This window comes from Frankia sp. AiPa1 (assembly GCF_023243075.1).
Classification (GTDB): Bacteria; Actinomycetota; Actinomycetes; order Frankiales; family Frankiaceae; genus Frankia.
In genome coordinates this window covers 13,795-36,056 of the sequence record NZ_JALKFZ020000131.1, presented here as the reverse complement: position 1 = coordinate 36,056, position 22,262 = coordinate 13,795, and the positions used below count along the sequence as shown (strand labels likewise).

The window sequence follows — 22,262 nt, the reverse complement described above, 5'->3', positions numbered from 1 at the left end:
GGCGGAACCAGCACGTCGAAGATCAGAAGCTGCGGGACATCGTCAAGCGGGCGAACGTGGCCTGACAAGGCACTAGTCGCCGTTGAACTGGCGCAGTAGGCGACACTTCTCCGCTCCTTCGCCGAACTGCTCGGCTCAGGCCGGCCTGGGGGTGATCGTGGTGTTGTCGCCGGCTCGTCCGTCGCGCGCGATGGCCCGCGTTCTCCCGAATCGGTGCAGCAGCCCGCGTACCAGGAGGACCCAGGTGGCTACCGCGGCGAAGACGCCCCAGACGACTGCGGGCGGATGGCCTTGCGCGACCGTCACGACGGCGAACCCTCCGACGATGGTTCCGGTTGCCGCGAGCGCCAGAGCGCCAATCCGGAGGCGGTGTCCGGCGGCGGCTGGGGAGAGTCGGCCGCGCGGCCGGACGGCAGCTGCCGCTATGCCGAGCGTCCCTGCGGCGACCAGCATGCCGTAGGTGAGCAGGTCGCCGAACCCGACCATTGCGACGGCGAACAGGCCGAGGGTGGCGGTTGTCACGGCCCGAGCGGCTCGTACGATCGGAGCGCGCCGCTGGCGGTGGCTGCCTCGGGTGAGCCGGTGTGCCCGCATGGAGGACGTGACGAGTAGCAGTGCCAGCCAGCCGACGATGGCCAACAGGCACCAGGGTGAGACGACCCAGACGTTGGCCGTTACGGTGATGGATCGGGTTGTGGACGGGTCGGCGTGGTAGGACACGACTGCGGTGAGTCGGGTCTGGCCGAGGCCGAGTGGGAAGGCACCCCAGGAGATCTCCTGGTCGGCCCATTTGCCAGGCATGAACAGCTGCGGAGGTTGCCGGCGGTTGTTGTCGAGGCGCGGGGTGTGCCCGCGCAGGACGGCGTGGCCGATACCGGTCGGGCGCAGGTCCGCGGTCACCTCGTTAAATGCGAACAGGCTGGACGGGCCGTCGTTCGTGACGCGTAGCGTCACGTTCCCGTGGGTGGCGAGTTGTGCGTGGCCTAGCACCGGCAGCCTCCGGCCAAGGTCCTGAAAACGCACGCTGGCATGTTCGTGGGTGTCACCGGGGACCCGCAGCGTGACCAGGGCGCCCAGCTGGTTGAGCACCGTGACTCCGGGGCCGCCGACCAAGGGCCGAACGAGGAAGCCGAGCAGGTAGCCGCCGGGCCCCATGGCGGGAGGGACCGCGACCTTCACCTCGATCGATGTCGTCGAGCCGGGGCTGGCGACGAACCGGGACGGGGACCAGGAGACGCCGGAACCGAAGCGGGGGTCCGGTGAGTCCTCGAAGACCAACTGGCCGTTGTTGCCCGGGATCGGCGTGGCTGGGCCGATACCGACCGGGACGGCATCGTGTCCTGGGTTGGTGACCAGGAAGTGAGCGAGGGCGGTTTGGCCGGGAACCGCCGATGTTGGCATACCGGGCGGGTCGAAGGTCACCTGTAGCTGGGGACCGTGCGGTGCTGCCGTTGCGCCAGGCGGGGCGGCCTGCGCGCGGGTTGGTACGCCGATGCCGAGGACGACCGTCGCCATGGCGGCGACCGTCGCGGCGGCTCGGATCCGGCCGTGGTGGTGCCGTATGCGTGTCACGCCACATTCTCCAGTCCCCCAATCTTACCCTCCCCAATCTTGCCCGTAATTTCTCATGGCGCAAAGGAGGTAGCCGTTGAGAAGGGGGTACAGGCTCACACATCCAGACTCGAGCATTGATCGAGATTCTCCAGAATAGCATTCTTCATGCGTATGCTGCTATTTTCTTCCTGTCTGGCCATCATTTCTGACGTTCCAGTCAAGATGGCCATGACACTATGATGAGTTTTGCCGATCCGCCTACTGGACAGTTACCAAAATAGGGGTGTACCCGACTTGGCTGGTCGGGTACACCCGCTGCCATGGCCAACCGGAACTAATGCCATATGCTGGCTGTTTTCCTTAGGTGTAGGTGGGTGTCACCGTGTATGTGATGATTCCATGGAAGGCGCCGGAGGGCTGACTGAAGTCCACCTTGATCTGGTTGTTGAGGGCGAGCGTGTCGAGACCGCCGTTGGTTCCGGCGGTTGCCGTCACAATTGTTTGTGGCGTGGTCGGGTCATATCCGACGTATTTGCTTGAGGTGTATGGGGTACTGAGGGCCGCGCCGGAGCTGCTGCTCGGGGTCAGGGTGGCCTGAGCGGCGAACTTGTTAACGGTCAACGTGGCGGACCCGGCGGTACTTTCTTCCGCCACAAACGTCGGGTTTGGAGCCAGGGCCGCGGCCAGCGTGTAGCCGTTGCCGGCGTTCGTCTGTACGGTCAAGGTGACTGCCTTGGCGGCGACCGGGCCGGCTGGGGTGCCGGGGACCGGCTGCAGGGTGAATGCGGGGGTGTCGTTTGTGAAGATCAGCGAGCGGCCGAGCAGGATGGTCACCGCGGTGTTCGAGTCACCGAAGTTCACATCCTCGCTGGTGCCGGTGTCGATCGTCGCGGGTCCGGCGGCCTGCGTCGTCACCGTCGAGGTGACAGGTGGCGGGCTGGGCGTGGTCGTGTTGGTGAACCCACCGAACTGGACGAAGATGGGCGTGTTGGCGGGAACCGCAGCCGGGGTGGTCACCGTGTAGGTCACGGTGTCCGCGCCCAGGGCGACGGTTCCGGCACCGAGCCCGAAGACGTTCGTGACCGTCGGCGTGCCGGTCGTGCCGGCCGGAACGGTGAACGTCACCGACGCGACAGTTCCCGCAGTCAGGGTTGTGAAGCTCCAGGTGTAGGTCACCCCGGTCGCGCCCGTGACGTTGTTGTCGACCGACCAGGCCACGTCGGTGACGGTCGCCGCCGAAGCAGGCCCACCCGACACCATCAGAGCACCGGCCAGCACCGCCCCAATGGTCATCAACCTGGCGACGACCGGCCACCCACCCCCGCGTCTCCACGATTTATTTCTTCGTCCCAGGTCGGGATACATTGGCATCGCGTTCCATCCTTCCGTTTCGGTTACGCTGCCCGAGCACCGTCGCCCGTGTGGCGACGGCCCGCGGGCACTCCCGGAGCTCGCTGCCCGGAAAGAATTTAGGTGGTCCGGCGGCTGGGCCGACGCGGGCGCACGGGTACACAAAGGGTTCGATGACCGCAGTCATCGGTATGACCGCGAATACCGGCGAAAGGCGCGCAGCGAGCACGCCGTCCGCTGCACTCAGGACATTCACGGTCATCCAACCCTCCGGCTTTCGGAGCTCCGTCGGACGCCGGGCACGGCCACCTTCACTCACCAATCAGCGTTGCCAGGGTATCTCTGCCCAACTTTGCTGCTCCGACAGTTTCCCGGTCGGCGTTTCCCGGCTTCGGCCCCATCTCATCAGTGTCCCGACAAGAGGCGCCGTGATCGCACAGCGGGCAGCCACTCGCTCGTCGCGTGAAGAAAGCTTCCGGACGCGACCGATACACCGAATTCCATAGCATCCCGGCGAGCGATCCGTTTGTGTTTTGGCATCGTTCGGGCGCGGGCGCCATTGCGGGAGTTCCAATTTAATACTGCATTGCCAGATCCTGGAACTTTGTCGGGTGACTGATCGTCGGGCCTGGCATGGTGGGGGCGTTGTCCACATAGACCACCCGCGCGCTCGGTACGATTTTCTGTGCCACCTCGTGCAGATTTGGGCTGGTCGGGATTCCGGTACCGATATCGAGAAACTGGCGGATGCCCTGTTCGGCGGCCAGATACCGGGTCGCGCGCAGCATGAAGGCGCGGTTCTGCCGGGCGGCGCTGACCGTACTCGGAAAAGCCCGGATGACCTGCTCGGCACCTTCCCGATCGGCGGCGAAGTTGTCCTTGCCGCCGAGGAAATAGTCGTACATCCGGGGTAACTGGTCAGGTCTTGTAGATCGTTTGTTTTTGGTTCCCCGGCTGGTGGGGACGTTTCGATGGCCGGACGATCTCGGGGTGTTGGTGCGGCATGGCTGATCGGACCGTAGGGTCCGGGTGTGTCCGGTGATCCGCTCGTGCCGTCGGTGCCGTCGTATGACGAGCTCGCGGCGCTGGTGGTGGAGCAGGCGGCACTGATCGCGCAGTTGCGGGCGGGGGTGGAACAGGTCCGGGCGCGGATCGCGGAGTTGGAGGCGCAGGTCGCGAAGACGTCGCGGAACTCGTCGAAGCCACCGAGTTCGGACGGGCTGGCCAAGCCAGTGCCGACGTCACTGCGGACGAGGACGGGTCGGCGCCCTGGTGGGCAGAACGGCCATCGGGGGTCGACGCTGGGCATGGTCGCCGATCCTGATGTGCGCGTGGCGCACGAGCCGGGGCCGTGCTCGGGGTGCGGGACGTCGCTTGCGGGTCGGCCGGTGACCCGGACCGAACGCCGGCAGGTGTTCGACCTGCCCGAACTACGCCCGCACGTGAGAGAACATCAGCTCCTCGAGCGGGAATGCGGCTGCGGGACACGCACGAAAGCGACCCCACCGGCCGGGGTGGGGTACGGGCCGCGGGTGGCCGCGGCCGCGGTCTACCTGTACGCGGGCCAGTTCCTGTCGAAAGAGCGGACCGCGACCGCGCTCGCCGAGCTGGCCGGCATCCCCCTGTCCGCGGGCACGGTCGCCGCGATGACCGCCCGTGCCGCCACCGACCTGGAAGGTTTCCTCGCCGCTGTCCGCGACCTGCTCGCCGGCGCCGAGGTGGTCGGCGCCGGCGAGACCGGGCTGCGGGTCGCCGGGAAACCGCACTGGGTGCACTGCGCCCGCACGGGGAAGTACACGTTGATCGACTGCCATCCGAAGCGTGGAACCGCCGGGATCGACGCCCTCGGGGTGCTGACCGGCTTCACCGGGGTCGTGGTCCACGACGCCTGGGCGCCGTATGACACCTACACCACCGCCACCCACCAGCTGTGTGTCGCCCACGTGCTCCGCGAACTGCAGGCCGTGAGCGACGCCGCCCCGGCCGGCACCTGGTGCTGGGCCACCCAGGCCGCCGACGCCCTCGTCGCCCCGCACCGCCTGTCCGTCGACGCCGCCACCACCGGCATCACGATCAACGCCACGGACCTGGCGGCCCACACCCAGCTGCTGCGCCACGCCGCCCACATCGGGATCACCCAGACCTCACCGCGGGGCACGAAACTCATGGCCGCCCGCCACGCCCTGGCCTGCGGGCTCATCGACCGCGAAACCGACTACCCGCGGTTCACCCACGATCCGCGAGTTCCCGCGGACAACAACGGATGCGAACGCGACATCCGCATGATCAAACTTCGGCAGAAAGTATCCGGGTGCCTCCGCACCCTCACCGGCGCCCGCCAGTTCCGCGCGATCAGCGGCTACCTGGTGGTGTCGGCGACGCGGATACAGGCCGGCGACGAGGGCGACAACCACTACGAGCAGGCCGGTGGAAGCCCAGCCCGCGATCTTCTCGACCTTGGCGTAGCAGGCGCCGGCCGTGTAGGTGGTGTAGTACACCACCTACAGCCGCGACCGCGGCAGCCGTGTTCATCAGGCGCGGAAGTCCGCCGGACGGTCCGGGGAGGCGGCGGCGAGGGCCCTGACGGCGCCGGCGGCGTCGAGGTCCGCGCCGTAGACGGGGGTGCCGGGCTGCTGGCGCCAGGAGTCCGCCAGGGTGCCGCCGTCGACCGGATCGAAGCCCAGCTCGTCGACGAGGCGGAACACCAGTTCCTTGCCGGGGCCGGCCGCGCCCGCGATCGGCAGCGCGATGCGGCCCTCGGCGCCGCTCGGCCGGCCACGCTCCAGCAGGTGCTTCCAGAAGATCCCGTTGAACACCTTGACCACTGGCGCGCCGATCTGGTCGGCGACCCAGAGGCTCTCCGGTCTGCCGGCCTCGATGGCGTCGATGCGGCCGTCGCGCTGCTGGGGGTAGTAGTTGTTCGTCTCGATCACCGGCGCCCCCGGCTTCGCGCCCTTGAGCAGACCCGCCGGCAGGTTCGGCACGTTCTTCTGCGGGATGCTGATGATGACCACATCGGCGTCCTCGGCGGCGTCGCTCGCCCAGACGGCCGTGGCGCCACTGTCCGCCGCGAGCTCCGCCAGGGTCTGCGGGTCGCGTGAGTTGGCCACCCGCACGTCGTGGCCGAGCTCACGCAGCCGTCGCGTCAGCGTCCCGCCGATCTGCCCCGCCCCGATAATTCCGATCTTCATCATTGGCGCCTTTCGACGATCTGGGCGGGGCACCGGCGCCTCGCCACGCGCCGACTGCAACCGTTTCGAACGGTGACCTGTTCCAGCTCCGCTCGTGGAGTAACGGGCAATGGCCTACGAGGTTGGGTGCCGGTGCTGGTCCTGTCGAGGTGGCCGTGCACGGTGGAGCGAGGCACCCCGCTGGTGGTCGGGGCGGTGAAGTCGACCAGCGTTGTGATCGAGCGTCACGAACGTCGCTGACGGGGACCGTCAGGTGGGTGGCGACATCGGGGAGATCTTCGCGGCCGGTCAGCTCGAGTGGGTGAGGTAGACGGTGGCCAGGGCGATGGCCAGAGCGCCGAGCAACAGCCGGAGGCTGGTGTCGGGGATGCGGCGTTGCAGGCGGGCGCCGAGGTAGGCGCCGGCGAGGCCGCCGAGTCCCAGGGCCAGACCGAGGGCCCAGTGGGGGGCGATGTTGCCGGAGGTGGTGAGGGCGAGCAGGGCGTAGGTGGCGGCGCCGGCGATCGAGGTGGTGAAGGTGGAGGCGAGGGCGGCGGGGGCGACAGTGGGCACGGGCATGCCCCGGCCGACGAGGATCGGGCTGAGGATCGAGCCGCCGCCGATGCCGTAGACACCGCCGACCAGGCCGACGAGCAGGGCCAGCACGGTGATGGTCCGGGGCTGTGGTGGCGGGGTGGGGCGTGGCTGAGGGTGGCGCAGGGTACGGGCGCAGAGCCAGATGCCCAGAGGTAGCAGGAACAGGGCCAGGAACAAACGGAACAGGCGGGCATCAGGGACGAGGTGGACGCGGATGATCGCGCCGAGGATGACGCCGGGCAGAGTGCCGGCGACAAGGCGGCGCGCCAAAGGGCTGGTGAGCTGGTTCTGCCGGCGGTAGCGGGCCAGGGCGCCGGGGGTGGCGATGACGTTGAACAGCAGGTTGGTCGGGGTGACCGCCGGGTTCGGGGTGTGGAGCACGTCGAGTTGCACCGGCAGCAGGAACACCGCCCCCGACACCCCGACCGGGGTGGTCACCATGGCGATGACCAGGCCGGCGGCGAATCCGAGCAGGACCGTCGTCATCTGACCGATCCTGACCGAAACGCGCGGTGCGCGGGCCCGGGTGAGGTTCTGGTCAGCCGCCGACGGTGGCGTGGGCGTGGATCTGGGCGAGGCAGTCGCCGCGGGTCTCGATCGTGTTCCCGCCGAAGACGAGCCAGTTGACGATCTCGGCGCTCGCGACAGGCAGCGCCGCGCGCGTGCCCGGAAACCCGCCATCCGCCAGCGCTGGTTGTCGCGGCGATCATCCCGTGAACGCTGTGGACTAGCGGACGGGGTATGCCTACCGTGGCGGATCGATGCCCGAAAAGATCATCGTGCTGCCGCGAGACGCACGGTGCGGCTGATCCGTACGAAGGTCGACCGGGGGACGTTCCTCACCGGACTTCCACCACGACGTCCTCGCTGCCCTCGCCACGTCCGCCATCCTCGCGCCGGCCCCCCTGTCGTGCTCGCCCCTCGGACGAAGCCCCACGCGTTGAGAGCGGCGGCCGCCGTGGGGAGGCCGTGATCGCCGCGGCGGTCTCGTCGGCCCAGCTGTGGTCGAGCGGCCCGATGTCGAAGATCAACCGGTACCACAGCGAGCCATAGACGAAATCGACCAGCGGCGCCGCGCGATCGTCCGGGATCTCGCCGCGCGCGACGGCCCGGTCCAGGAGCGTGCCCAGCGCGGCTCGCCTGGCGGTGAGGAACCGGTCCCGGACGTCATGCGCGACCGCCCGATCCGTCGCTGCCGCCGCGGCGACGGCCCGCAGGAGAAGAACGGTGGTGCGGTCGAGCGCATCGACCGTGGATCTCAGGAAGGCGTGCGCGTCGCCTGGGAGGCTGCCGCTGTCGGGGAGCGGGATGCTCGCCTGCCCGCGCTCGACCATCGCATCGAGGATCACCTCGGTCTTGGATCGCCACCAGCGGTAGAGCGTCTCCTTGCTCACGCCGGCCCGTTTCGCGATGGCCTCCATGGAGAGCCCGGCTGGCCCCACCTCGCCGGCGAGCGCCAGGGTCGCGTCGAGGACGGCCAGGCGCGCCCGCTCGCTGCGTGGCCGCCCCGGCTGGCGGACAGGCTGTTCATCCACCCCCGCATCGTAACCGAACGCACCGTTCGGTATCTATGCTAGCTTTTACCGAACGCACCGTTCGGAAATGGAGGTTCGCGATGTCCGCGAGCAGCAGCACGTCAGACCGTCACATCGCCGTCCTCGGGGGCAGCGCCGGAATCGGGCTCGCCACCGCACAGTTGTTCGCCGACCGAGGCGCGACCGTCACCATCGGTGGCCGCAACCGCGACCGGCTCGAGGCCACGGTCAAGGAACTCGGCGGATCGGCCAGGGGCATCGAGGTGGACGCCGAGGACGCCGACGCGCTGAGGACGTTCTTCGACGAGGCGGGACCCATCAGCGACCTGGTCGTCACCGTCACCCGGCGCGGCGGAGCCGGACCAGCGACGGAACTCGCCGACGCCGACCTGGCCGGGGCGTTCCTCGGCAAGTCGGTCGCCCACCTGCGGGCCGTGGCCCTGGCGCTACCGACGCTCGCCGCCGACGGCTCGATCACACTGGTCACCGCGGCCTCAGCTCAGGCGGCGCTACCGGGAACCGCCGGACTGGCCGCGGTCAACGGCGCGCTGGAGGCCGCCGTGGCACCCCTCGCCGCCGAGCTGGCCCCCCGACGAGTGAACGCCGTCTCCCCTGGCGTCGTCGAGACCGGCTGGTGGGACGATCTGCCAGCGGACACCCGGCACGCCACACTGGCGCAGTTCGCGAGCCGAACCCCCGTCCGGCGCAACGGCCGACCCGAGGACGTCGCCGCGGCGATTGCCGCCGTCCTGGAGAACAGCTTCATCACCGGCGTGGTCCTGCCCTGCGACGGCGGGCTACGGCTGACCTGATCGGCTGACCTGACCGGCCGTCCCATCGCCGTGCCTGTCGAGGGTCGTCAGATGGTGCCGAAGATGGCGTCGAGGGTGTCGCCCAGCAGTTCGCGACCGGCGCCCGAACTGTCGAGGAGCCGATTGGTCCGGCATCGGACCTTCCACGTCGAGTCGAGGCGCTCCAGGTCCCATCGGGCGACGCTCACCCGCCACAGATAGAACCGGCCCTCCTCCCTGCGCATGATCAAGGAATAGTTGAGGGCCGTCGCGCGATCGCCTTGGACGTCAATCAGCATGGGTCCGGCGAAGTGAGCCACGCCGTGGCCGATCAGCCCCTGGTGGGCCCCGGTCTGGAGCATGCTCTCCACCGCGGCGCCGCCCTGGAGGGGATCGCCCCCGGCATCCCAGTCGTAGAGCCCGTCCTTGTGCCACAAGGAGCCGGCGCGGGTGGCCTGACCGGAGTCGGCCGCCGGTCCGTAGGACAGGACGACCCGACCGATCGCGCGCTCATCCTCAAGGAGAAGCAGACGTCGGCGCAGCTCTTCTACGGCGTCCTCGGGAGGCGTCTCGCTCATGGGGTCAACAGCTCCTGGTCTCTGATCCCGCTGCGGCGCGCGGCGACGGCCCGACAGCTGGTGCGGTAAGCCCGTCCACCCGGGGCAACGCGAGTTCTGGTGGTCGACGTCGAGGTTGACGTCAATATAACGACGCGGACCGCATTGACGACGCGGACCGCGCCGCCATCCGCCGCACGGTCGCCATCCGCCGCACGGTCGCCATCGCGTGCAGGTTCGTCAGGTTGCCGCGCCGCGCAGACGCTGGATGGCGGAGATCGTGTCCGGGTACCGCTTGGTCCGGGCGCCGCCGTCCACCCCGTAGAGGCTGGCGGAGACGAAGCTCGCCTCGTCGGAGGCGAGGAACAGCACGACGCTCGCCACTTCCTCCGGCTCGGCGAACCGGCCGAGCGGGGTGTTCTCGACGAACTCGTCGACCCCCCCGGGCCGGTTCCACAGCCGGCTGGTGGCCGAGGTGCGCACCAGCCCAGGCGCGACGGAGTTGACCCGCACGCCGGCCGGGCCGAGCTCCATCGCGGCCACCTCGGTGAGCGCGACGACCGCGGCCTTGGCCGCGCAGTAGGCGCCCATGCCACGGCCGGGCTGGACGGCGTTGAGGCTGGCGATCGTCACGATCGACCCGCCGAGCCCAGTCGTCCGCATCGCCGCCCCGGCATGCTTGACGGTGAGGAAGGCCCCGTGCAGGCACAGGTCGACGACCCGGCGCCACTCGGCGAAGTCGTGGTCGGCGAGCTCGGCGGCAGTGCCTCCGCCAGCGTTGGCGACGGCGATGTCCAACCCGCCGAACCGGCTGGTCGCCAGCTCCACCAGGGACGCCACGTCGGCCTCGACGGTGACGTCGCACCGGGCCGCGACGAACGCATCGCCCAGCTCGGCGGCGAGCGCGGCCAGCCCGACCTCGTCAATGTCGCCGCCCACCACCCGGGCACCCTCCGCGACGAATCGCCGAGCCACCGCGCGCCCGATCCCGCTCGCCGCGCCGGTGACGACAGCGACTTTTCCCACGATCCGGTCTGCCATGCAGGACAGCCTGGTGGTACGCAGAAGCCAGTTCAAGAGGTGCACTATGCGAACACTGATCACTGCCGGCGAGCTACATTCACAGCACCATGAGATGCACAGCACCATGAGCAGACCGTCACCGCAGACCGAGCGGCTCCTCAACCTGATCGACCTGCTGGCCAGCCGGCCCTCCGATGGGCTCGCCCTGGCCGAGATAGCCCGAGCGGTCGGCGTCAGCAAGGCCACCGTCCATCCGATGGTCGTTGCCCTCACCCGGCGCGGCTGGCTGCTACGCCACCCGGAGCTGCGCACCTACCGGCTCGGCCCGGCGCTGGTAGCCGCGGGCCGAGCCGCCGCGCAGGGCAACACCGCGCTCGACCTCGCCCGCCCGGTGGCCCGCGACCTCGCCGCCGACACCGGTGTGCCCTGCGTCGCCCTGGTGGCCGGCGGCATCCCGGGCGAGGACGACGACCTGCTCGTCGGTGAGATCGGCCTGCCGTCAGCCGGTGCCGCCCGGCCCGCAAGCGTCACGTTCGGCATGCACACGCTGCGTCTGGGCGACCGCATCCGGCCTCGGCCCCCGCTCGGCGCGGTGTCGGTGGCGTGGGCCGACGAGGCGGCCGCGCAGGCGTGGCTCGCCCGGCTGGGACCGGACCGTCCGGCCGACGCGCTGGCGCGGCTGACCCCAGGGCTCGCCGGTATCCGCTCCCGCGGCTGGGCCGTCGAGATCGAGGACCATCTCTACGAGCGGCTCAGCTCCCTGCTCAGCGAGCTGGACGAGGACCAGGTCAGCGACGCCGCGCACACCGCGGCGCTGCGGCGGCTCATGGCGGACGTCGGCCGGGCCTTCAACCTGGCCGGCACGTTGCCGGCGACGGTTGACCCGGCCGCCGAATACCGCCCGACGTCCATCAACGCCCCGGTCTTCGACGCAGGCGGGTCGGTCGTCGTCGTGCTGTGCCTGATCTTTGGACTCGAGCGGCGCCGGAACGGGCCGCTACCGGGCAGCACCGTCCTCGAACTCGGCGAGCGCGTCCGGGCCGCCGCCGACAGCGTCACGGTGGCCGCGCACGGCCGGCCCCCAGGCAGGCGCGAACCCCCTGGGACCGGGTTCGCATAGTGCGTCGTTCGCATAATGCAGCTCTTGATTCGTGTTGTGCATATTGAGACTCTTCCGGGGTCGAGGCCGAGCTCAGGAGGATCCCGATGTCGTTGTCCCGGACGATCTCCACCGAGGTGGCCCGCGGCGAGCGGTGGCCGCTCACCTTCGGCGTCTTTCTGGCGCCGTTCCACCGCGCCGGCCGCAACCCCACCCTGCTGCTCGAACAGGACCTCGCCCTCCTCGATCACCTGGACCGACTCGGCTTCGACGAGGCCTGGATCGGCGAGCACCACTCGGGCGGCTGGGAGATCATCGCCTCCCCTGAGCTGTTCATCGCCAGCGCCGCCGCCCGCACCCGGCAGATCCGGCTCGGCACCGGCGTGGTCTCCCTGCCCTACCACCACCCCCTGCACGTCGCGGACCGGATCGTGCTGCTCGACCATCTGACCCGCGGTCGGATCATGCTCGGCGTCGGCCCCGGCCAGCTCGCATCCGACGCACACATGCTCGGCATCGACACCAACCGGCAGCGGGCGATGATGGAGGAGTCACTCGAGGCCATCGTCGCCCTGTTCGACGGCCGGGAGCCGGTGACCCGCAAGACCGACTGGTTCACCCTGCAGGACGCGGTGCTCCAGCTGGCGCCGTATACCTGGCCCCGCCCCGAGATCGCCGTGGCGGCCACCTTCTCCCCCGCCGGGCCGCGCACCGCCGGCCGGTTCGGCGCCGGGATGCTGTCGATCGCCGCCAGCCAGGCCGGCGGCTTCGACGCGCTCGGCGCGCACTGGAAGGTCGCCAACGAGGTCGCCGAGCAGCACGGTAAGACCGTCGACCGGCGGTCCTGGCGGCTGATGGGCCAGATGCACCTGGCCGACACCGCCGAGCAGGCCGCCAAGGACGTCGAGTACGGCCTCATCGACGTGCAGACCTACCAGTCCAAGGTGCTGCCCATTCCCGGCGACCCGAGCACGCCCCTGGCGGAGCGCATCGAGCGGGGCAACGCCACCGGCTCGTTCATCTGCGGCACCCCCGACATGGCGATCGAACAGATCGAGCGCCTGTGGCAGCAGTCCGGCGGTTTCGGCACCTACCTGATCCTGGCCGCGGACCTGGCCGACCAGGCAGCGACCAGGCGCAGCTACGAGCTGTTCGCCCGCGAGGTCATGCCACACTTCACCGGCTCCTCCGCCGGCCCGCTGCGCTCCCAGGACTGGCAGGTCAGCCTCTCGCAGACCTGGAAGGACCAGACGGCCGCCGCGATCGGCAAGGCCGTCCAGGACCACGCCGCCTCGCAGGCCCGACCGTCATGACCACGGATGACCTCGGTCTCGGATGACCTGGGTGTCGGCTGACCTGGGTCTCGAATCCCGGCTCAGGTGTGCAGGAGTTCGGGCACGAAGATGTCCTCGCTCGTCCACAGCCGCAATGCCCTTCATCCACACGCCCGGGTCGTGGCCCCACAGTCCGAACTCGCCGATGGTCCTGCCGGCGAGGTCCTCCGGCCTGGTGATGCCGCTGTCGGCGTTGACGAACAGCGCCTCGTGGCGAAAGTTGCGGTTGGGAAAGATCGGCAGCGCCAGGAATGGCGACTCGTCGGTGTCGAAGGTCCGCAGGAAGTAGGCTTCACATGACTCAGCCGCCGCTGAGCCGGGCCATCCGCCAGCTTGAGGCCGACCTGGGTATCCGGCTGCTCGAGCGGACCTCCGCCGGCGTCGCCCTGACCGCCGCGGGCGAGACGCTGCTGGTCGAGGCCCGCGCGCTACTCGAACAGGCGAGCCGTCTGGAGGTTCGCGTCCGCGACGCGGCTGGCCAGCGGCGGATCACGATCGGATCGCTCGCCGATGGGACGGCATGTCAGCGCTCGCACCGCTCGACCAGCTCCTGCCGCCAGGCCTCACGGTCGTGCCGGCCGACGATCGTGAGCCCAGCCAGCTGGTCCTGGCCTGGCGGGCGGCGGACCACAATCCGCTGGTGCGCTCGTTCGTGGACATAGCCTCCAGCCGCTTTCGGCCCGCGCCTCGCTGACCCGCGAGCCCCCCCCCCCCCCGCGAGCGGCCCCGCGCCGACCCGGTCGGGCTTACGGGCGCAGCGCCTTCCACCGCTCGGCGACCTCGGCGTAGGCGTCGGCATGACCCCCGGGCCAGACGAGCCCGGCCTCGAGCGTGTTGGCGGCGATACGGGTGGCTCCCAGGTCCAGCCAGCGCTCCAGCCGCGCCTACACCTCTGCCGGGGTGGCGTCCCGCACCGCCACCTGGCCCTGAAGACCAAGGGAGTCCGGGTCGCGGCCGACGCGTTCCGCCGCCGCCCGCACCGTCTTCCAGGCGGCGGCCAGCCGCTGCCCGTCGTCCAGGGCCGGATGCGGGATGCGACGCCATGGCCCGTCCCTCGTCCCTCGCCCCTCGCCGCGTGGCCCGGTCCCGTCAGCGGTTCAGCCAGCGTGGCGGGCGCTTCTCCAGGAACGCCATCCGGCCCTCGTGCGAGTCCTCAGTGGTGAGGAGGTTGTCGATCGGCCGGGAGTAGGCCATGGCCGCCGCCACCGGATCCGGGATCGCCGCGGTGTCGGCGATCACCTCCAGCGAGACGCGGGCGGAGGTCGGTGACGCCGCGACGATCTCCGCGGCCAGCTCGCGGGCCGCGTTCAGCGCCTGTCCCGCGGAGACGACCCGGTTGACCAGCCCGCGGCTGTGCGCTTCCCGGGCGGCTCGGATGCACCCGGACGAGGTGGCCGTCATCCGCGGCGGGGCTCGGACGGCCGCCGCGTTCGCGGACCTGCCGTTCGATCACCTGATCTTCACCGGATCGCCCGAGGTCGGGGCGCTGGTGGCCGACTACACGACCGTCCCCGGCTACCGCCGCAACTTCCTGCGGATGGGCTTTGACGAGGCCGCCATCACCGATCGCAGCGATGCGTTCGTCGATGGCGTCACGGTGTGGGGTGGCCTGGAGTCCATCGTGGCGCGGGTCGCCGAGTACCACGCGGCAGGCGCCGACCAGGTGGTGCTCGCCCTGCACCTGCCCACGGACGCCGGCCCTGGCGAGGAGGCCGCCTGGCAGGCACGCCTCGCGGAGGCACTGCTGCCCTGAGCGCGGGAGCACGCGGCGCGACGAAGAGGCGCCGACCCCGGCGCGCAGGTCGGGCGTCCGTCCCGGCTACGCGCCAGCACCACTCAGGGATGGGTCAGCCACTCGGCGAGTACGGCCGCCTGGCTGCGCTCGATGTCCCTGGTGGCGGTCAGCAGCGTGACCTTGCCGTGGTCGGCGAGGTCACGCAGGTGCTCGGTGGCCTCGTGGTGCCCCGCGTCCCCTAGCTCGGCGCGGTAGCGCAGGCGGAACTCGGCGAAACGGCTCGGTTCGTGGCCGAACCAGGTACGCAGCTCGCTCGACGGCGCGACATCGCGCAGCCACTCGTCCAGCCGCGCGTCCTGCCTGCGCATGCCACGCGGCCAGATCCGGTCGACGAGTACTCGCCTGCCGTCCGAAGGGGAGATCGCCTCGTAGACCCGACGACAGTTGATCTGTGCGGCCATGACAGCTCCCTCCGGATCGCCCGGCCTGCCGGTCAGCCCGGTCAGCGGCCGGCGAAGGCGTTCGCACCCCGCAGCGGCGCTCCTGATCTTGGCCATTCTATCGGGCCGGTCCATCGCCGGCCGGCCGAGCGCCGCCGGTCCTGGCGCGAGGCCACGGTCCTCGGGCCGCGCGACAGGCCGACGTCGGCGCGCGGGCCGCCGACGTCGGCCTCATGGCCGGCGTGTCGCCCCCGACCGGAACACATAGGCCTGCCGCGTCCCCGCCGCAGTGAAGCTGGATTCGTGTGTCGGCTTCATGTCGTGGCGGTGCGGGTGGCTTGGCGCCGAAGAATGCCGGGAACCAGTTCTCCGGCGGCGCATGCGGTTTCCAGGGCTGCGGCCACCAGGCGAGGTCGTCGAGCATGACGTCCGCGGAGGCGTTCGTCATCGGGTCCGCCGGCTGCACCTGCGCGTCGAACGCCCTGGCCACCATGGGGATGACGACGTTGCTGCGGAGAGGCACCGCTTCGGTCTCGATGAAGATCTGTGCCAGGTGCTCGATCGCGCGGATACCACCGCCGGGCCCGCCGGCGTAGCCGACGCAGGCGACCGGCTTGTTCCGGAAGCCGAATGAGACGAACACACTGTCGATCGCCAGCGATCACAGGCGAGGAGCGACGCTGAGCCCGGGGTCGGCTGCGACGGTCTCCCAACTCCGACTGACCTGGCTACGGTGCACCGCGTCGACGACCGCGCAGGCGTGCCATCCATCGTCCAGGGTCGGCAGATCCGGATCGCAATCTCCTTGCACGGCGGCGATGAAACGGCCGGTCAACTCGCGCCAACGTCGCATACCCTCCAGCCGGCCGGAGGCGAGCCCGCCGTCCAGCGGCAGCGTCACCGGTTCCCGGCCTATCCGGTGCAGTTGTAGGCCCAGTGCGCCGCGCCATTCCAGGGTCCCGGTGTCGCCGTACACAATGACATGATCTTCGTAGGGGCCGGCGCGATGCCAGGCCTCCCAGAAGCGACCGTGCACCCCGTTCGCGAAAATGGCTGTGAAGTCGTAGCCGGTCTCGGCGCTGACAGGCAGATTCCTGGGCGCTTCACCGTTCGCGCCGGGGCTCCAGGCGAACGCCTCACTGATGTCATGGAAACGAGGACCGGCCGCGGTCTCCCGGATGTCGTGGGTCAGCCTGCCGTTGACCTCGTGGATCTGCGAGTCCAGCAGCCAGCAGGCCCAGTCGATGGCGTGACAGCCGTGTTGCGTCAGAGCACCGCCGCCGAGGTCGCGGTCGTACATCCAGTTCATCGGCAGCGCCGGTACCGGCAGCATGCACGCAGTGTGGATCTCCAGGCACCGCCCGATCGCGCCCATTCCCAGCAGTTCCCGTAGCCGAAGCAGAGCCGGGTCGCCACGCCAGATGAAACCGCTGGCATGCCGCACGCCGGTGGCATGGGCCGCGTCGACCATGGCCCTCGCCTCGGTGCCGTTGACGGCGAGCGGCTTGTCGCACAGCACGTGGCGCCCGGCGGCGACCGCAGCGAGTACGAGCTCGCGATGGCTGTCCGGTGGAGTGGCGATCGACACGACGTCGACGGCGTCGATGAGTTCTTCGACGCTGTCGGTTACCCGGGCCACTCCGTACCTGGCCGCGACGGCCTCGGCGCGTGCCCGGGTACGGCTCGTGAGGGCGACGAGCTCGACCCCGAGAACGGCCTGATAGCCCTGGAGATGCATGCCGGCGGCCCATCCTGCACCCACGACTCCGACCCGAATTCCACTCACCACTGCCACCTTTCTCGTCGTCCTGCGTCCCGGCCCGACCGATGATCCGCAACCGCAACTGGATTTCCCTCCCCCATCGTTTCAGATTATTGAACTTTTAAGTTCATATTTTAGGACTCGCCGAGGACATCGAGTGGCGGATATCACTTTCCGCGGAGATCTCGGCCTTCACGGCCTTCGCTCCGGCGACCCCCAACCATCCGGGTGGAGCCGAACGGGCGGACGGCGGGCGGGGCCCCGGAACCTGATCTGGCCACCAAAGGCCGGAGGCCGACTCCGCCGTCCGGTCAGGCAGGCCTGTTCAGACCCGAGCCGCCTCGCCACCACCATCACCGTGGACCCCGCCGTCCGGCCGCATCCCGCAGGCCACCGCGCAGCCCGTCAGCGGATCCGGTTAAGCCGCCGACAGGAATTCCGTAAGCGGACTTTTAGTTTTTCGGGAAAGAATTGTCCCCATCTCGAACAAAGATCCTTCAGACGCCCACAGTCATGCCGAATATCGCGTTCGAAAATTGGCCGAAGAAACGCCTCCGAGCCTGCGTGAAAGGTGCGTCAAGAACACATGAGCCACGCCTCGCCGAAATCTCGACTACCTTCCCTGACCGGAATCCGAAGTATCGCCGCGCTACTCGTCTTCACTTTCCACGCCCAGTGGGAGAACCGCCTGATTGCCGGCGGGAGTGCGGGTGACGATCTGTCCCACACCCTCGACCGCGTCGGGAACTGGGGATTGGGCCTCTTTTTCCTGCTGAGCGGATTCGTCCTCACCTGGACGGCCCGGCCGGACGATTCATCCCGGGCTTTCTGGCGCCGCCGCCTCGCAAAGGTGTACCCCAATCATCTGACGACCTTCGTGCTGGCTGTCGTCATCCTGCTGACCACGGCCCAGTCCATCCCGCTCGGCCACTGGCTGCCCAACCTGTTCCTGGTCCAGACCTGGCTGCCGGACAACCCTCGGGTGATCTCCCTGAACGGAGTCTCCTGGTCGCTGTCAGCCGAACTTCTGTTCTACCTCTCCTTCCCGTTCCTGCTGGCAGTCGTCAACCGGATCCGGGACGAGCGGCTGTGGCTCGGCGCCGGTGTCGTGGCGAGCCTGATCATTGGGGCGGCCTTCTTCTCGACGTATGTTCTGCCCGACCAGCCGCGGCTGCTCGCGGTCGGCGGCGGCCACTACTCCTACACCCAGATCTGGTTCGTCTGGTTCTTCCCCCCGGTCCGGGCGCTGGAGTTCGCCCTCGGCATCCTGCTCGCGAAAATCGTGATCGCCGGTCGCTGGGTGCCGATCGGGCTGCTACCGGCGGCCGGGCTCGCCTTCGTGGGCAACGTCGTGTCGACGTACGCAGTGCCCTACCTGTTCGGGGTCAGCGGCGTGGCGACGCTCTGGACGGTCCCGCTGATCGCCGCGCTCGCCGTTGCCGATCTGGAGGACCGACCTTCCTGGATGCGCCAGCGGATACTGATCTGGTTCGGCGACCGGTCGTTCGCCTTTTACATGATCCACTGGCTCGTCCTCGGCCGCATCAGCCACTGGGTCGGGCCCGACGACTCCCGATCAGTCGTGGACGGTCTGGGGCTGTTCGTGCTGGCGTTCGCCGTGTCCACGCTGGCAGCCTGGCTGATGTTCACCTACATCGAGATGCCCGCGGTGCGGCGCTTCGGCAACGGCCGTAGCCGCGGCCGCGCCCGAGCGGACGAACGGGAGCGCCCACCCGTCTCCATCCCCGCTCCGAGCAGCCCGGTGGAGTCGACGGTGGACACGTGATTCCCGCCGACGGCCGCCCTTGGAGACGGGTCACCCAGCGTCCACCAGTGCCCGCCGCAGCGCGCCGACCAGGTCCTGGTTGGCACGCTGGGCGACTCCCGTGTGCACCGGGCTGCGGAAGCCGTGCGACACGTCGGGGTAGGTGTGCAGTTCGACCGCCACCCCCGCCCGCATGAGCCGATGGGCGTACAGGATCCCCTCGTCCCGCAACGGGTCCAGGCCGGCGATCGTGACGTAGGCCGCAGGCAGTCCGGCAAGGTCGCCGACTCGGGCGGGAGCCGCATAGGGACTGGCCTCGAGCACGCCCTCGCCGAGATAGTGCCGCCAGCTCCGCACGGCGAGCGGACGGTTCCACACCGGGGTGTCCACGGACTCCCGCATCGAAGGGGTCTCCAGGCGATCGTCCAGCGCGGGCATGGCCAAGCCCTGCAGGAGTATCGCGGGTCCGCCCCTGTCGCGGGCGAGCAACGCAAGCCCGGCCGACAGCGTGGCGCCCGCGCTGACCCCGGCGACCGCGAGCCGGGCCGGGTCGGCTCCCAGCGCGGCGGCCTGCTCCACGGCCCAGGTCAGGGCACGGTAGCAGTCGTCCAGACCGGCCGGGAAGGGATGCTCGGGGGCAAGCCGATACCCGACCGACACGAACACCGCGCCGACGCGCCGCGCCAGACCGGCGACCTGGTCGTGGACGGCGTCGACGCTGCCGAGCACGAAGGCGCCGCCATGCATCCACACGACGATCGGGAGCGCGACCGACGGCCCGTCTGGTCGGTAGACGCGCACCCGCACCGGCGCACCCTCGCAGACACCAGGCACGAGGACGTCGGTGATGGTCAGCCCCGCGACCGGCAGTGACCCGGCGTCGGCCAGCGCAGCCCGCTGCGCACGATCCCTGACAATCATGATATCCAGGTCGTTGGTCGCCGTATCCAATGTCGGTGTCACGTCACCCTCCCCGATGTGGTTCCCGCCGTCCGCGTCATTGTGCGGGACGCGGTCCCGCCCGGGGACTGGTTCGACCAGCTCAATCTCTCACCGAATGGCTGCCGCCAGCGCGACCCGCGGGCCGAGCTGGGCAGTAGGAAAAGCCCGGCCAGCGGGGCGAAGGAAGATTGCAAGCACGAGACAAGCAGCCGTTTAGGCCCACCGGGAAGCATTGAGCTCCCAGGCGGCGTCGCGTGGATGGTCGCCGCTCGACGCGCACAAGGACTGGACGTCGACTATGAAGACACCAACGGTGGCGACTGACGCCGAGATCGTGGGCGCACCGCCCGACCACGTCGAGGAAACCTTTTCCGACCTGCTCGAGTTGCACCGTTCGGGGCGCCTGGCGGAACACTACCCGGCAGTTCCGGGTCTCCTGTACGGCCGATCCGGCGAGGATCTGATCCGCGCCGGCCGTCTGCTGGCCCGGGTCGACCCGGACGAGATCCTCGCCCGCCATCCCGGGACCACCGCGCTGACGGTCTCCGTGGTCGGGCACGGGACCCTGGCCGGGCTTGTCGCGCCGCTGACCGCAGAGCTGGCCCGGCACGGGTTGCTGGCCCGGCTGCACCTCGGCGACTTCGACAGCTATGTCACCGACCTCGCGGATCACGCCAGCGACCTGTACGCCCGGCGGCCCGACCTGGTGCTGTGCGTACTGAATCCCGACCTGATCTGGTCCGAGGTGCCCGTACCGTGGCAGCCCGACGACGTCGAACGGGTCTGGGCGGAGAAGCTCGAGTTGTTGGAAGGCCTGGTGAGGTGCTTCGAGGAGGCCAGTCACGGTGTCCTCGTAATGAACACGGCGCCACTGAGCCGCGCGCACACCGCCCAGCTGATCGATCATGCCTCCCGTGCTCGGCTCGGTGCGCTCTGGCGCGAGGCCAACGCCCGGCTGCTCCGGCTCGCGGACCGCCATCCGGACCTGGTAGTGGTGGACACCGATCCGCTGCTGGCCGACGGCGTCCCCGCCCGGGACGCCCGGATGAGCGTCTACGCAAAGGCGTACCTGTCCGCCGAGCTGCTCGCCGCCTACGCCCGCGAGATCGGTCACCTCGCCCGCGCATTCACCGGCCGCGCCCGCAAGACCCTGGTGCTCGACCTGGACGGCACTCTGTGGGGCGGAGTCCTCGGGGACGACGGAAAAGACGGCATCGAGATCGGTGAGACCTATCGGGGCGAGGCATTCCGCTCGTTCCAGCGGGTCATTCGACAGCTCGGCTCGCAGGGCGTGCTGCTGAGCGCTGTCAGCAAGAACGACGCCGAGACCGTCAGCGAGATTCTCGTGAACCACACCGACATGGTCCTGCGGGAGAGTGACTTCGTTCGGGTGGTCGCCAACTGGCGGCCGAAACATGACAATCTACGAGAACTGGCCGCCGACCTGAATCTGGGCATCGACAGTTTCGTGTTTGCCGACGACAGTCCCTACGAACGGGGGCTGGTACGCCGGGAGCTCCCAGAGGTGGCGGTGGTCGCGCTCGACGACGAACCGGCCCGTCACGTGGCGGCGCTGCTTGCCGACGGCTGGTTCGACCTGCGGGTCCTCACCGAGGAGGACCACGAGCGGCCGGCCCGCTACCGCGCGGAGGCCGACCGTCACACCTTCCTGCACAGCTTCGACTCTCTTAACGGCTACCTGCGGGAGCTCGGTGTCCGCGTGCTGTTGGCGACGGCGACGGACAGTCAGATCAACCGGATCTCCCAGATCACGTTGCGTACCAATCAGTTCAACCTCACCGGCGGGCGGCTGCAACCGACCGCGGTCGCCGCGCTGACCCGCGACCCCGAGGCCCTGGTGCTGGGAATCCGCTGCTCCGATCGTTTCGGAGACAATGGGCTCGCCGGCGCTGTGCTGGCCCATTGCGAGGACGACCTCGTGTACATCGACAACTTCCTGCTCAGCTGCCGGGTGTTCGCCCGGGGCATCGAGCAGGCCTGTCTGTCCGCGGTGTTGCATCATGCCCGCGGCACCGGGGCGACCGGCGTGATCGGCCGGTACCGGGAGACCGCCAAGAACGGTAAGGTGCGCGACTTCTACCCGCAGTCCGGGTTCGTCGCCATCGAGGCACCCACGACGGCGGAGACCGTGTTCCACCACGACCTCACGGAGATCCCGCCCGCCCCCGATCACGTCGAGCTGGTCGTGCAGCTCGCGGGAGGAGAGCTGCTGTGAACAACGTCGACGACCTCGTGACCATCATCCGCGACGAGATCGGCCTGCCGATCACGATCGCGGACACCCAGCTGCCCCTCGCCGACGTCATCGGCTGGGACTCCGTCCATCTGCTCACCCTCTGCGTGATCCTCGAGCGGGAGACCGCGCAGCCGATCTCCCTACCCGATGTTCTGGAAGCGTCCACTCTTCAGGCAATCTTCGACGTGGCCGTCGGCGCCGAGCGAGCCTGATGCCAGTGGCCTGACGCCGGGCAGCACCGAGCAGGACTCGGCAGGCCGCCCGCGCGGACAAGCACCCGGCAGTGGATCACACCTCGCCCCACCTCAGGCCGCCAACCGTCGGCTGTCGAGGTTGCGGCCGTCGGATCGC

The 22,262-nt window shown here is 69.5% G+C and carries 20 protein-coding genes and 2 pseudogenes; 9 read left to right on the top strand and 13 right to left on the bottom strand.

What is annotated here, in order from left to right; translation table 11 throughout:
• Positions 1 to 135: 135 nt before the first annotated feature.
• From MXD95_RS13415 to MXD95_RS13405, 3 genes and pseudogenes are all read right to left on the bottom strand, one after another.
• The gene (locus MXD95_RS13415) at positions 136 to 1,572 is read right to left on the bottom strand and encodes a hypothetical protein (protein ID WP_250640936.1); all 1,437 of its coding nucleotides are present in this window, start codon (positions 1,570 to 1,572) and stop codon (positions 136 to 138) included.
• A 342-nt stretch (positions 1,573 to 1,914) separates the two neighbouring features.
• The gene (locus MXD95_RS13410) at positions 1,915 to 2,847 is read right to left on the bottom strand and encodes a hypothetical protein (protein ID WP_250640935.1); all 933 of its coding nucleotides are present in this window, start codon (positions 2,845 to 2,847) and stop codon (positions 1,915 to 1,917) included.
• A gap of 695 nt (positions 2,848 to 3,542) precedes the next feature.
• Positions 3,543 to 3,947: pseudogene (locus MXD95_RS13405) on the bottom strand (SAM-dependent methyltransferase); the annotation flags it as partial.
• On the opposite strand from MXD95_RS13405, the pseudogene tnpC reads away from it, so the two are divergent.
• Positions 3,936 to 5,231: pseudogene (gene tnpC / locus MXD95_RS13400) on the top strand (IS66 family transposase); the annotation flags it as partial. The pseudogenes MXD95_RS13405 and tnpC sit on opposite strands and share 12 nt — an antisense overlap.
• 204 nt (positions 5,232 to 5,435) lie before the next feature.
• On the opposite strand, the gene MXD95_RS13395 reads toward tnpC, so the two are convergent.
• The 3 genes from MXD95_RS13395 to MXD95_RS13385 all read right to left on the bottom strand — a co-directional run bounded on the left by MXD95_RS13395 (position 5,436) and on the right by MXD95_RS13385 (position 8,206).
• Entirely contained in the window at positions 5,436 to 6,095 is a 660-nt protein-coding gene (locus MXD95_RS13395) for an NADPH-dependent F420 reductase (protein ID WP_250640937.1), read from the bottom strand.
• Positions 6,096 to 6,383: 288 nt separating this feature from the next.
• Positions 6,384 to 7,157, bottom strand: a complete 774-nt coding sequence (locus MXD95_RS13390) for a sulfite exporter TauE/SafE family protein (protein WP_250640934.1) — start codon at positions 7,155 to 7,157, stop codon at positions 6,384 to 6,386.
• Between the two features lie 353 nt (positions 7,158 to 7,510).
• A complete protein-coding gene (locus tag MXD95_RS13385; protein ID WP_250640933.1) occupies positions 7,511 to 8,206 on the bottom strand; it encodes a TetR/AcrR family transcriptional regulator in 696 nt (231 codons plus the stop codon).
• A gap of 80 nt (positions 8,207 to 8,286) precedes the next feature.
• Here MXD95_RS13385 and MXD95_RS13380 point away from each other — a divergent pair, with 80 nt between their 5' ends.
• Positions 8,287 to 9,018, top strand: coding sequence for an SDR family oxidoreductase (locus MXD95_RS13380; RefSeq protein ID WP_250640932.1), 732 nt, complete (start codon positions 8,287 to 8,289; stop codon positions 9,016 to 9,018).
• 47 nt (positions 9,019 to 9,065) lie between these two features.
• On the opposite strand, the gene MXD95_RS13375 is transcribed toward MXD95_RS13380, so the two are convergent.
• The gene (locus tag MXD95_RS13375) at positions 9,066 to 9,575 is read right to left on the bottom strand and encodes a nuclear transport factor 2 family protein (RefSeq protein WP_250640931.1); all 510 of its coding nucleotides are present in this window, start codon (positions 9,573 to 9,575) and stop codon (positions 9,066 to 9,068) included.
• A 219-nt stretch (positions 9,576 to 9,794) separates the two neighbouring features.
• On the bottom strand, positions 9,795 to 10,595 hold the full coding sequence (locus MXD95_RS13370; protein WP_250640930.1) for an SDR family NAD(P)-dependent oxidoreductase: 801 nt from the start codon (positions 10,593 to 10,595) through the stop codon (positions 9,795 to 9,797).
• A 106-nt stretch (positions 10,596 to 10,701) separates the two neighbouring features.
• On the opposite strand from MXD95_RS13370, the gene MXD95_RS13365 reads away from it, so the two are divergent.
• The 3 genes from MXD95_RS13365 (at position 10,702) to MXD95_RS29625 (ending at position 13,672) form a co-directional block, all read left to right on the top strand.
• A complete protein-coding gene (locus MXD95_RS13365) occupies positions 10,702 to 11,697 on the top strand; it encodes a helix-turn-helix domain-containing protein (RefSeq protein WP_250640929.1) in 996 nt (331 codons plus the stop codon).
• Between the two features lie 86 nt (positions 11,698 to 11,783).
• A complete protein-coding gene (locus tag MXD95_RS13360; RefSeq protein WP_250640928.1) occupies positions 11,784 to 12,989 on the top strand; it encodes an LLM class flavin-dependent oxidoreductase in 1,206 nt (401 codons plus the stop codon).
• Between the two features lie 272 nt (positions 12,990 to 13,261).
• Complete coding sequence (locus MXD95_RS29625) at positions 13,262 to 13,672, top strand: LysR family transcriptional regulator (RefSeq protein ID WP_285223629.1); 411 nt, start codon at positions 13,262 to 13,264, stop codon at positions 13,670 to 13,672.
• Between the two features lie 427 nt (positions 13,673 to 14,099).
• Here the strand turns inward: MXD95_RS29625 and MXD95_RS13350 are convergent, their stop codons facing one another.
• Positions 14,100 to 14,411, bottom strand: coding sequence for an enoyl-CoA hydratase-related protein (locus tag MXD95_RS13350; protein ID WP_250640926.1), 312 nt, complete (start codon positions 14,409 to 14,411; stop codon positions 14,100 to 14,102).
• On the opposite strand from MXD95_RS13350, the gene MXD95_RS13345 reads away from it, so the two are divergent.
• A complete protein-coding gene (locus tag MXD95_RS13345; protein WP_250640925.1) occupies positions 14,401 to 14,763 on the top strand; it encodes an LLM class oxidoreductase in 363 nt (120 codons plus the stop codon). The genes MXD95_RS13350 and MXD95_RS13345 overlap by 11 nt on opposite strands.
• An 83-nt stretch (positions 14,764 to 14,846) precedes the next feature.
• On the opposite strand, the gene MXD95_RS13340 is transcribed toward MXD95_RS13345, so the two are convergent.
• From MXD95_RS13340 to MXD95_RS28940, 3 genes are all read right to left on the bottom strand, one after another.
• Positions 14,847 to 15,206, bottom strand: a complete 360-nt coding sequence (locus MXD95_RS13340) for a DUF488 domain-containing protein (protein ID WP_250640924.1) — start codon at positions 15,204 to 15,206, stop codon at positions 14,847 to 14,849.
• A 97-nt stretch (positions 15,207 to 15,303) separates the two neighbouring features.
• Positions 15,304 to 15,828, bottom strand: coding sequence for an NAD(P)H-dependent oxidoreductase (locus MXD95_RS13335; protein ID WP_250640923.1), 525 nt, complete (start codon positions 15,826 to 15,828; stop codon positions 15,304 to 15,306).
• 18 nt (positions 15,829 to 15,846) lie between these two features.
• Positions 15,847 to 16,971 (bottom strand): Gfo/Idh/MocA family protein, encoded by a 1,125-nt coding sequence (locus MXD95_RS28940; protein ID WP_308301490.1) that lies wholly within the window; start codon positions 16,969 to 16,971, stop codon positions 15,847 to 15,849.
• 562 nt (positions 16,972 to 17,533) lie between these two features.
• Here MXD95_RS28940 and MXD95_RS13325 point away from each other — a divergent pair.
• Positions 17,534 to 18,733: an acyltransferase family protein gene (locus tag MXD95_RS13325; RefSeq protein WP_250640921.1), complete on the top strand. Its 1,200-nt coding sequence runs from the start codon at positions 17,534 to 17,536 to the stop codon at positions 18,731 to 18,733.
• Between the two features lie 30 nt (positions 18,734 to 18,763).
• Here the strand turns inward: MXD95_RS13325 and MXD95_RS13320 are convergent, their stop codons facing one another.
• The gene (locus tag MXD95_RS13320; protein WP_250640920.1) at positions 18,764 to 19,675 is read right to left on the bottom strand and encodes an alpha/beta hydrolase; all 912 of its coding nucleotides are present in this window, start codon (positions 19,673 to 19,675) and stop codon (positions 18,764 to 18,766) included.
• Between the two features lie 292 nt (positions 19,676 to 19,967).
• Between MXD95_RS13320 and MXD95_RS13315 the strand changes: the two genes are divergently transcribed.
• Both MXD95_RS13315 and MXD95_RS13310 read left to right on the top strand, forming a co-directional pair.
• The gene (locus tag MXD95_RS13315; protein WP_250640919.1) at positions 19,968 to 21,890 is read left to right on the top strand and encodes an HAD-IIIC family phosphatase; all 1,923 of its coding nucleotides are present in this window, start codon (positions 19,968 to 19,970) and stop codon (positions 21,888 to 21,890) included.
• Positions 21,887 to 22,123 (top strand): phosphopantetheine-binding protein, encoded by a 237-nt coding sequence (locus MXD95_RS13310; protein WP_250640918.1) that lies wholly within the window; start codon positions 21,887 to 21,889, stop codon positions 22,121 to 22,123. The genes MXD95_RS13315 and MXD95_RS13310 overlap by 4 nt, the downstream gene beginning before the upstream one ends.
• Positions 22,124 to 22,262 lie beyond the last annotated feature (139 nt).

Bases quoted from the DNA above. Each gene is read 5' to 3' on its own strand.
- MXD95_RS13340 (WP_250640924.1), bottom strand. From the start codon at position 15,206: ATGGCCGCACAGATCAACTGTCGTCGGGTCTACGAGGCGATCTCCCCT.
- MXD95_RS29625 (WP_285223629.1), top strand. From the start codon at position 13,262: ATGGCGACTCGTCGGTGTCGAAGGTCCGCAGGAAGTAGGCTTCACATG.
- MXD95_RS13375 (WP_250640931.1), bottom strand. From the start codon at position 9,575: ATGAGCGAGACGCCTCCCGAGGACGCCGTAGAAGAGCTGCGCCGACGT.
- MXD95_RS13390 (WP_250640934.1), bottom strand. From the start codon at position 7,157: ATGACGACGGTCCTGCTCGGATTCGCCGCCGGCCTGGTCATCGCCATG.
- MXD95_RS13365 (WP_250640929.1), top strand. From the start codon at position 10,702: ATGAGCAGACCGTCACCGCAGACCGAGCGGCTCCTCAACCTGATCGAC.
- MXD95_RS13370 (WP_250640930.1), bottom strand. From the start codon at position 10,595: ATGGCAGACCGGATCGTGGGAAAAGTCGCTGTCGTCACCGGCGCGGCG.
- MXD95_RS13350 (WP_250640926.1), bottom strand. From the start codon at position 14,411: ATGACGGCCACCTCGTCCGGGTGCATCCGAGCCGCCCGGGAAGCGCAC.
- MXD95_RS13395 (WP_250640937.1), bottom strand. From the start codon at position 6,095: ATGAAGATCGGAATTATCGGGGCGGGGCAGATCGGCGGGACGCTGACG.
- MXD95_RS13410 (WP_250640935.1), bottom strand. From the start codon at position 2,847: ATGACCATTGGGGCGGTGCTGGCCGGTGCTCTGATGGTGTCGGGTGGG.
- MXD95_RS13325 (WP_250640921.1), top strand. From the start codon at position 17,534: ATGAGCCACGCCTCGCCGAAATCTCGACTACCTTCCCTGACCGGAATC.
- MXD95_RS13380 (WP_250640932.1), top strand. From the start codon at position 8,287: ATGTCCGCGAGCAGCAGCACGTCAGACCGTCACATCGCCGTCCTCGGG.
- MXD95_RS13360 (WP_250640928.1), top strand. From the start codon at position 11,784: ATGTCGTTGTCCCGGACGATCTCCACCGAGGTGGCCCGCGGCGAGCGG.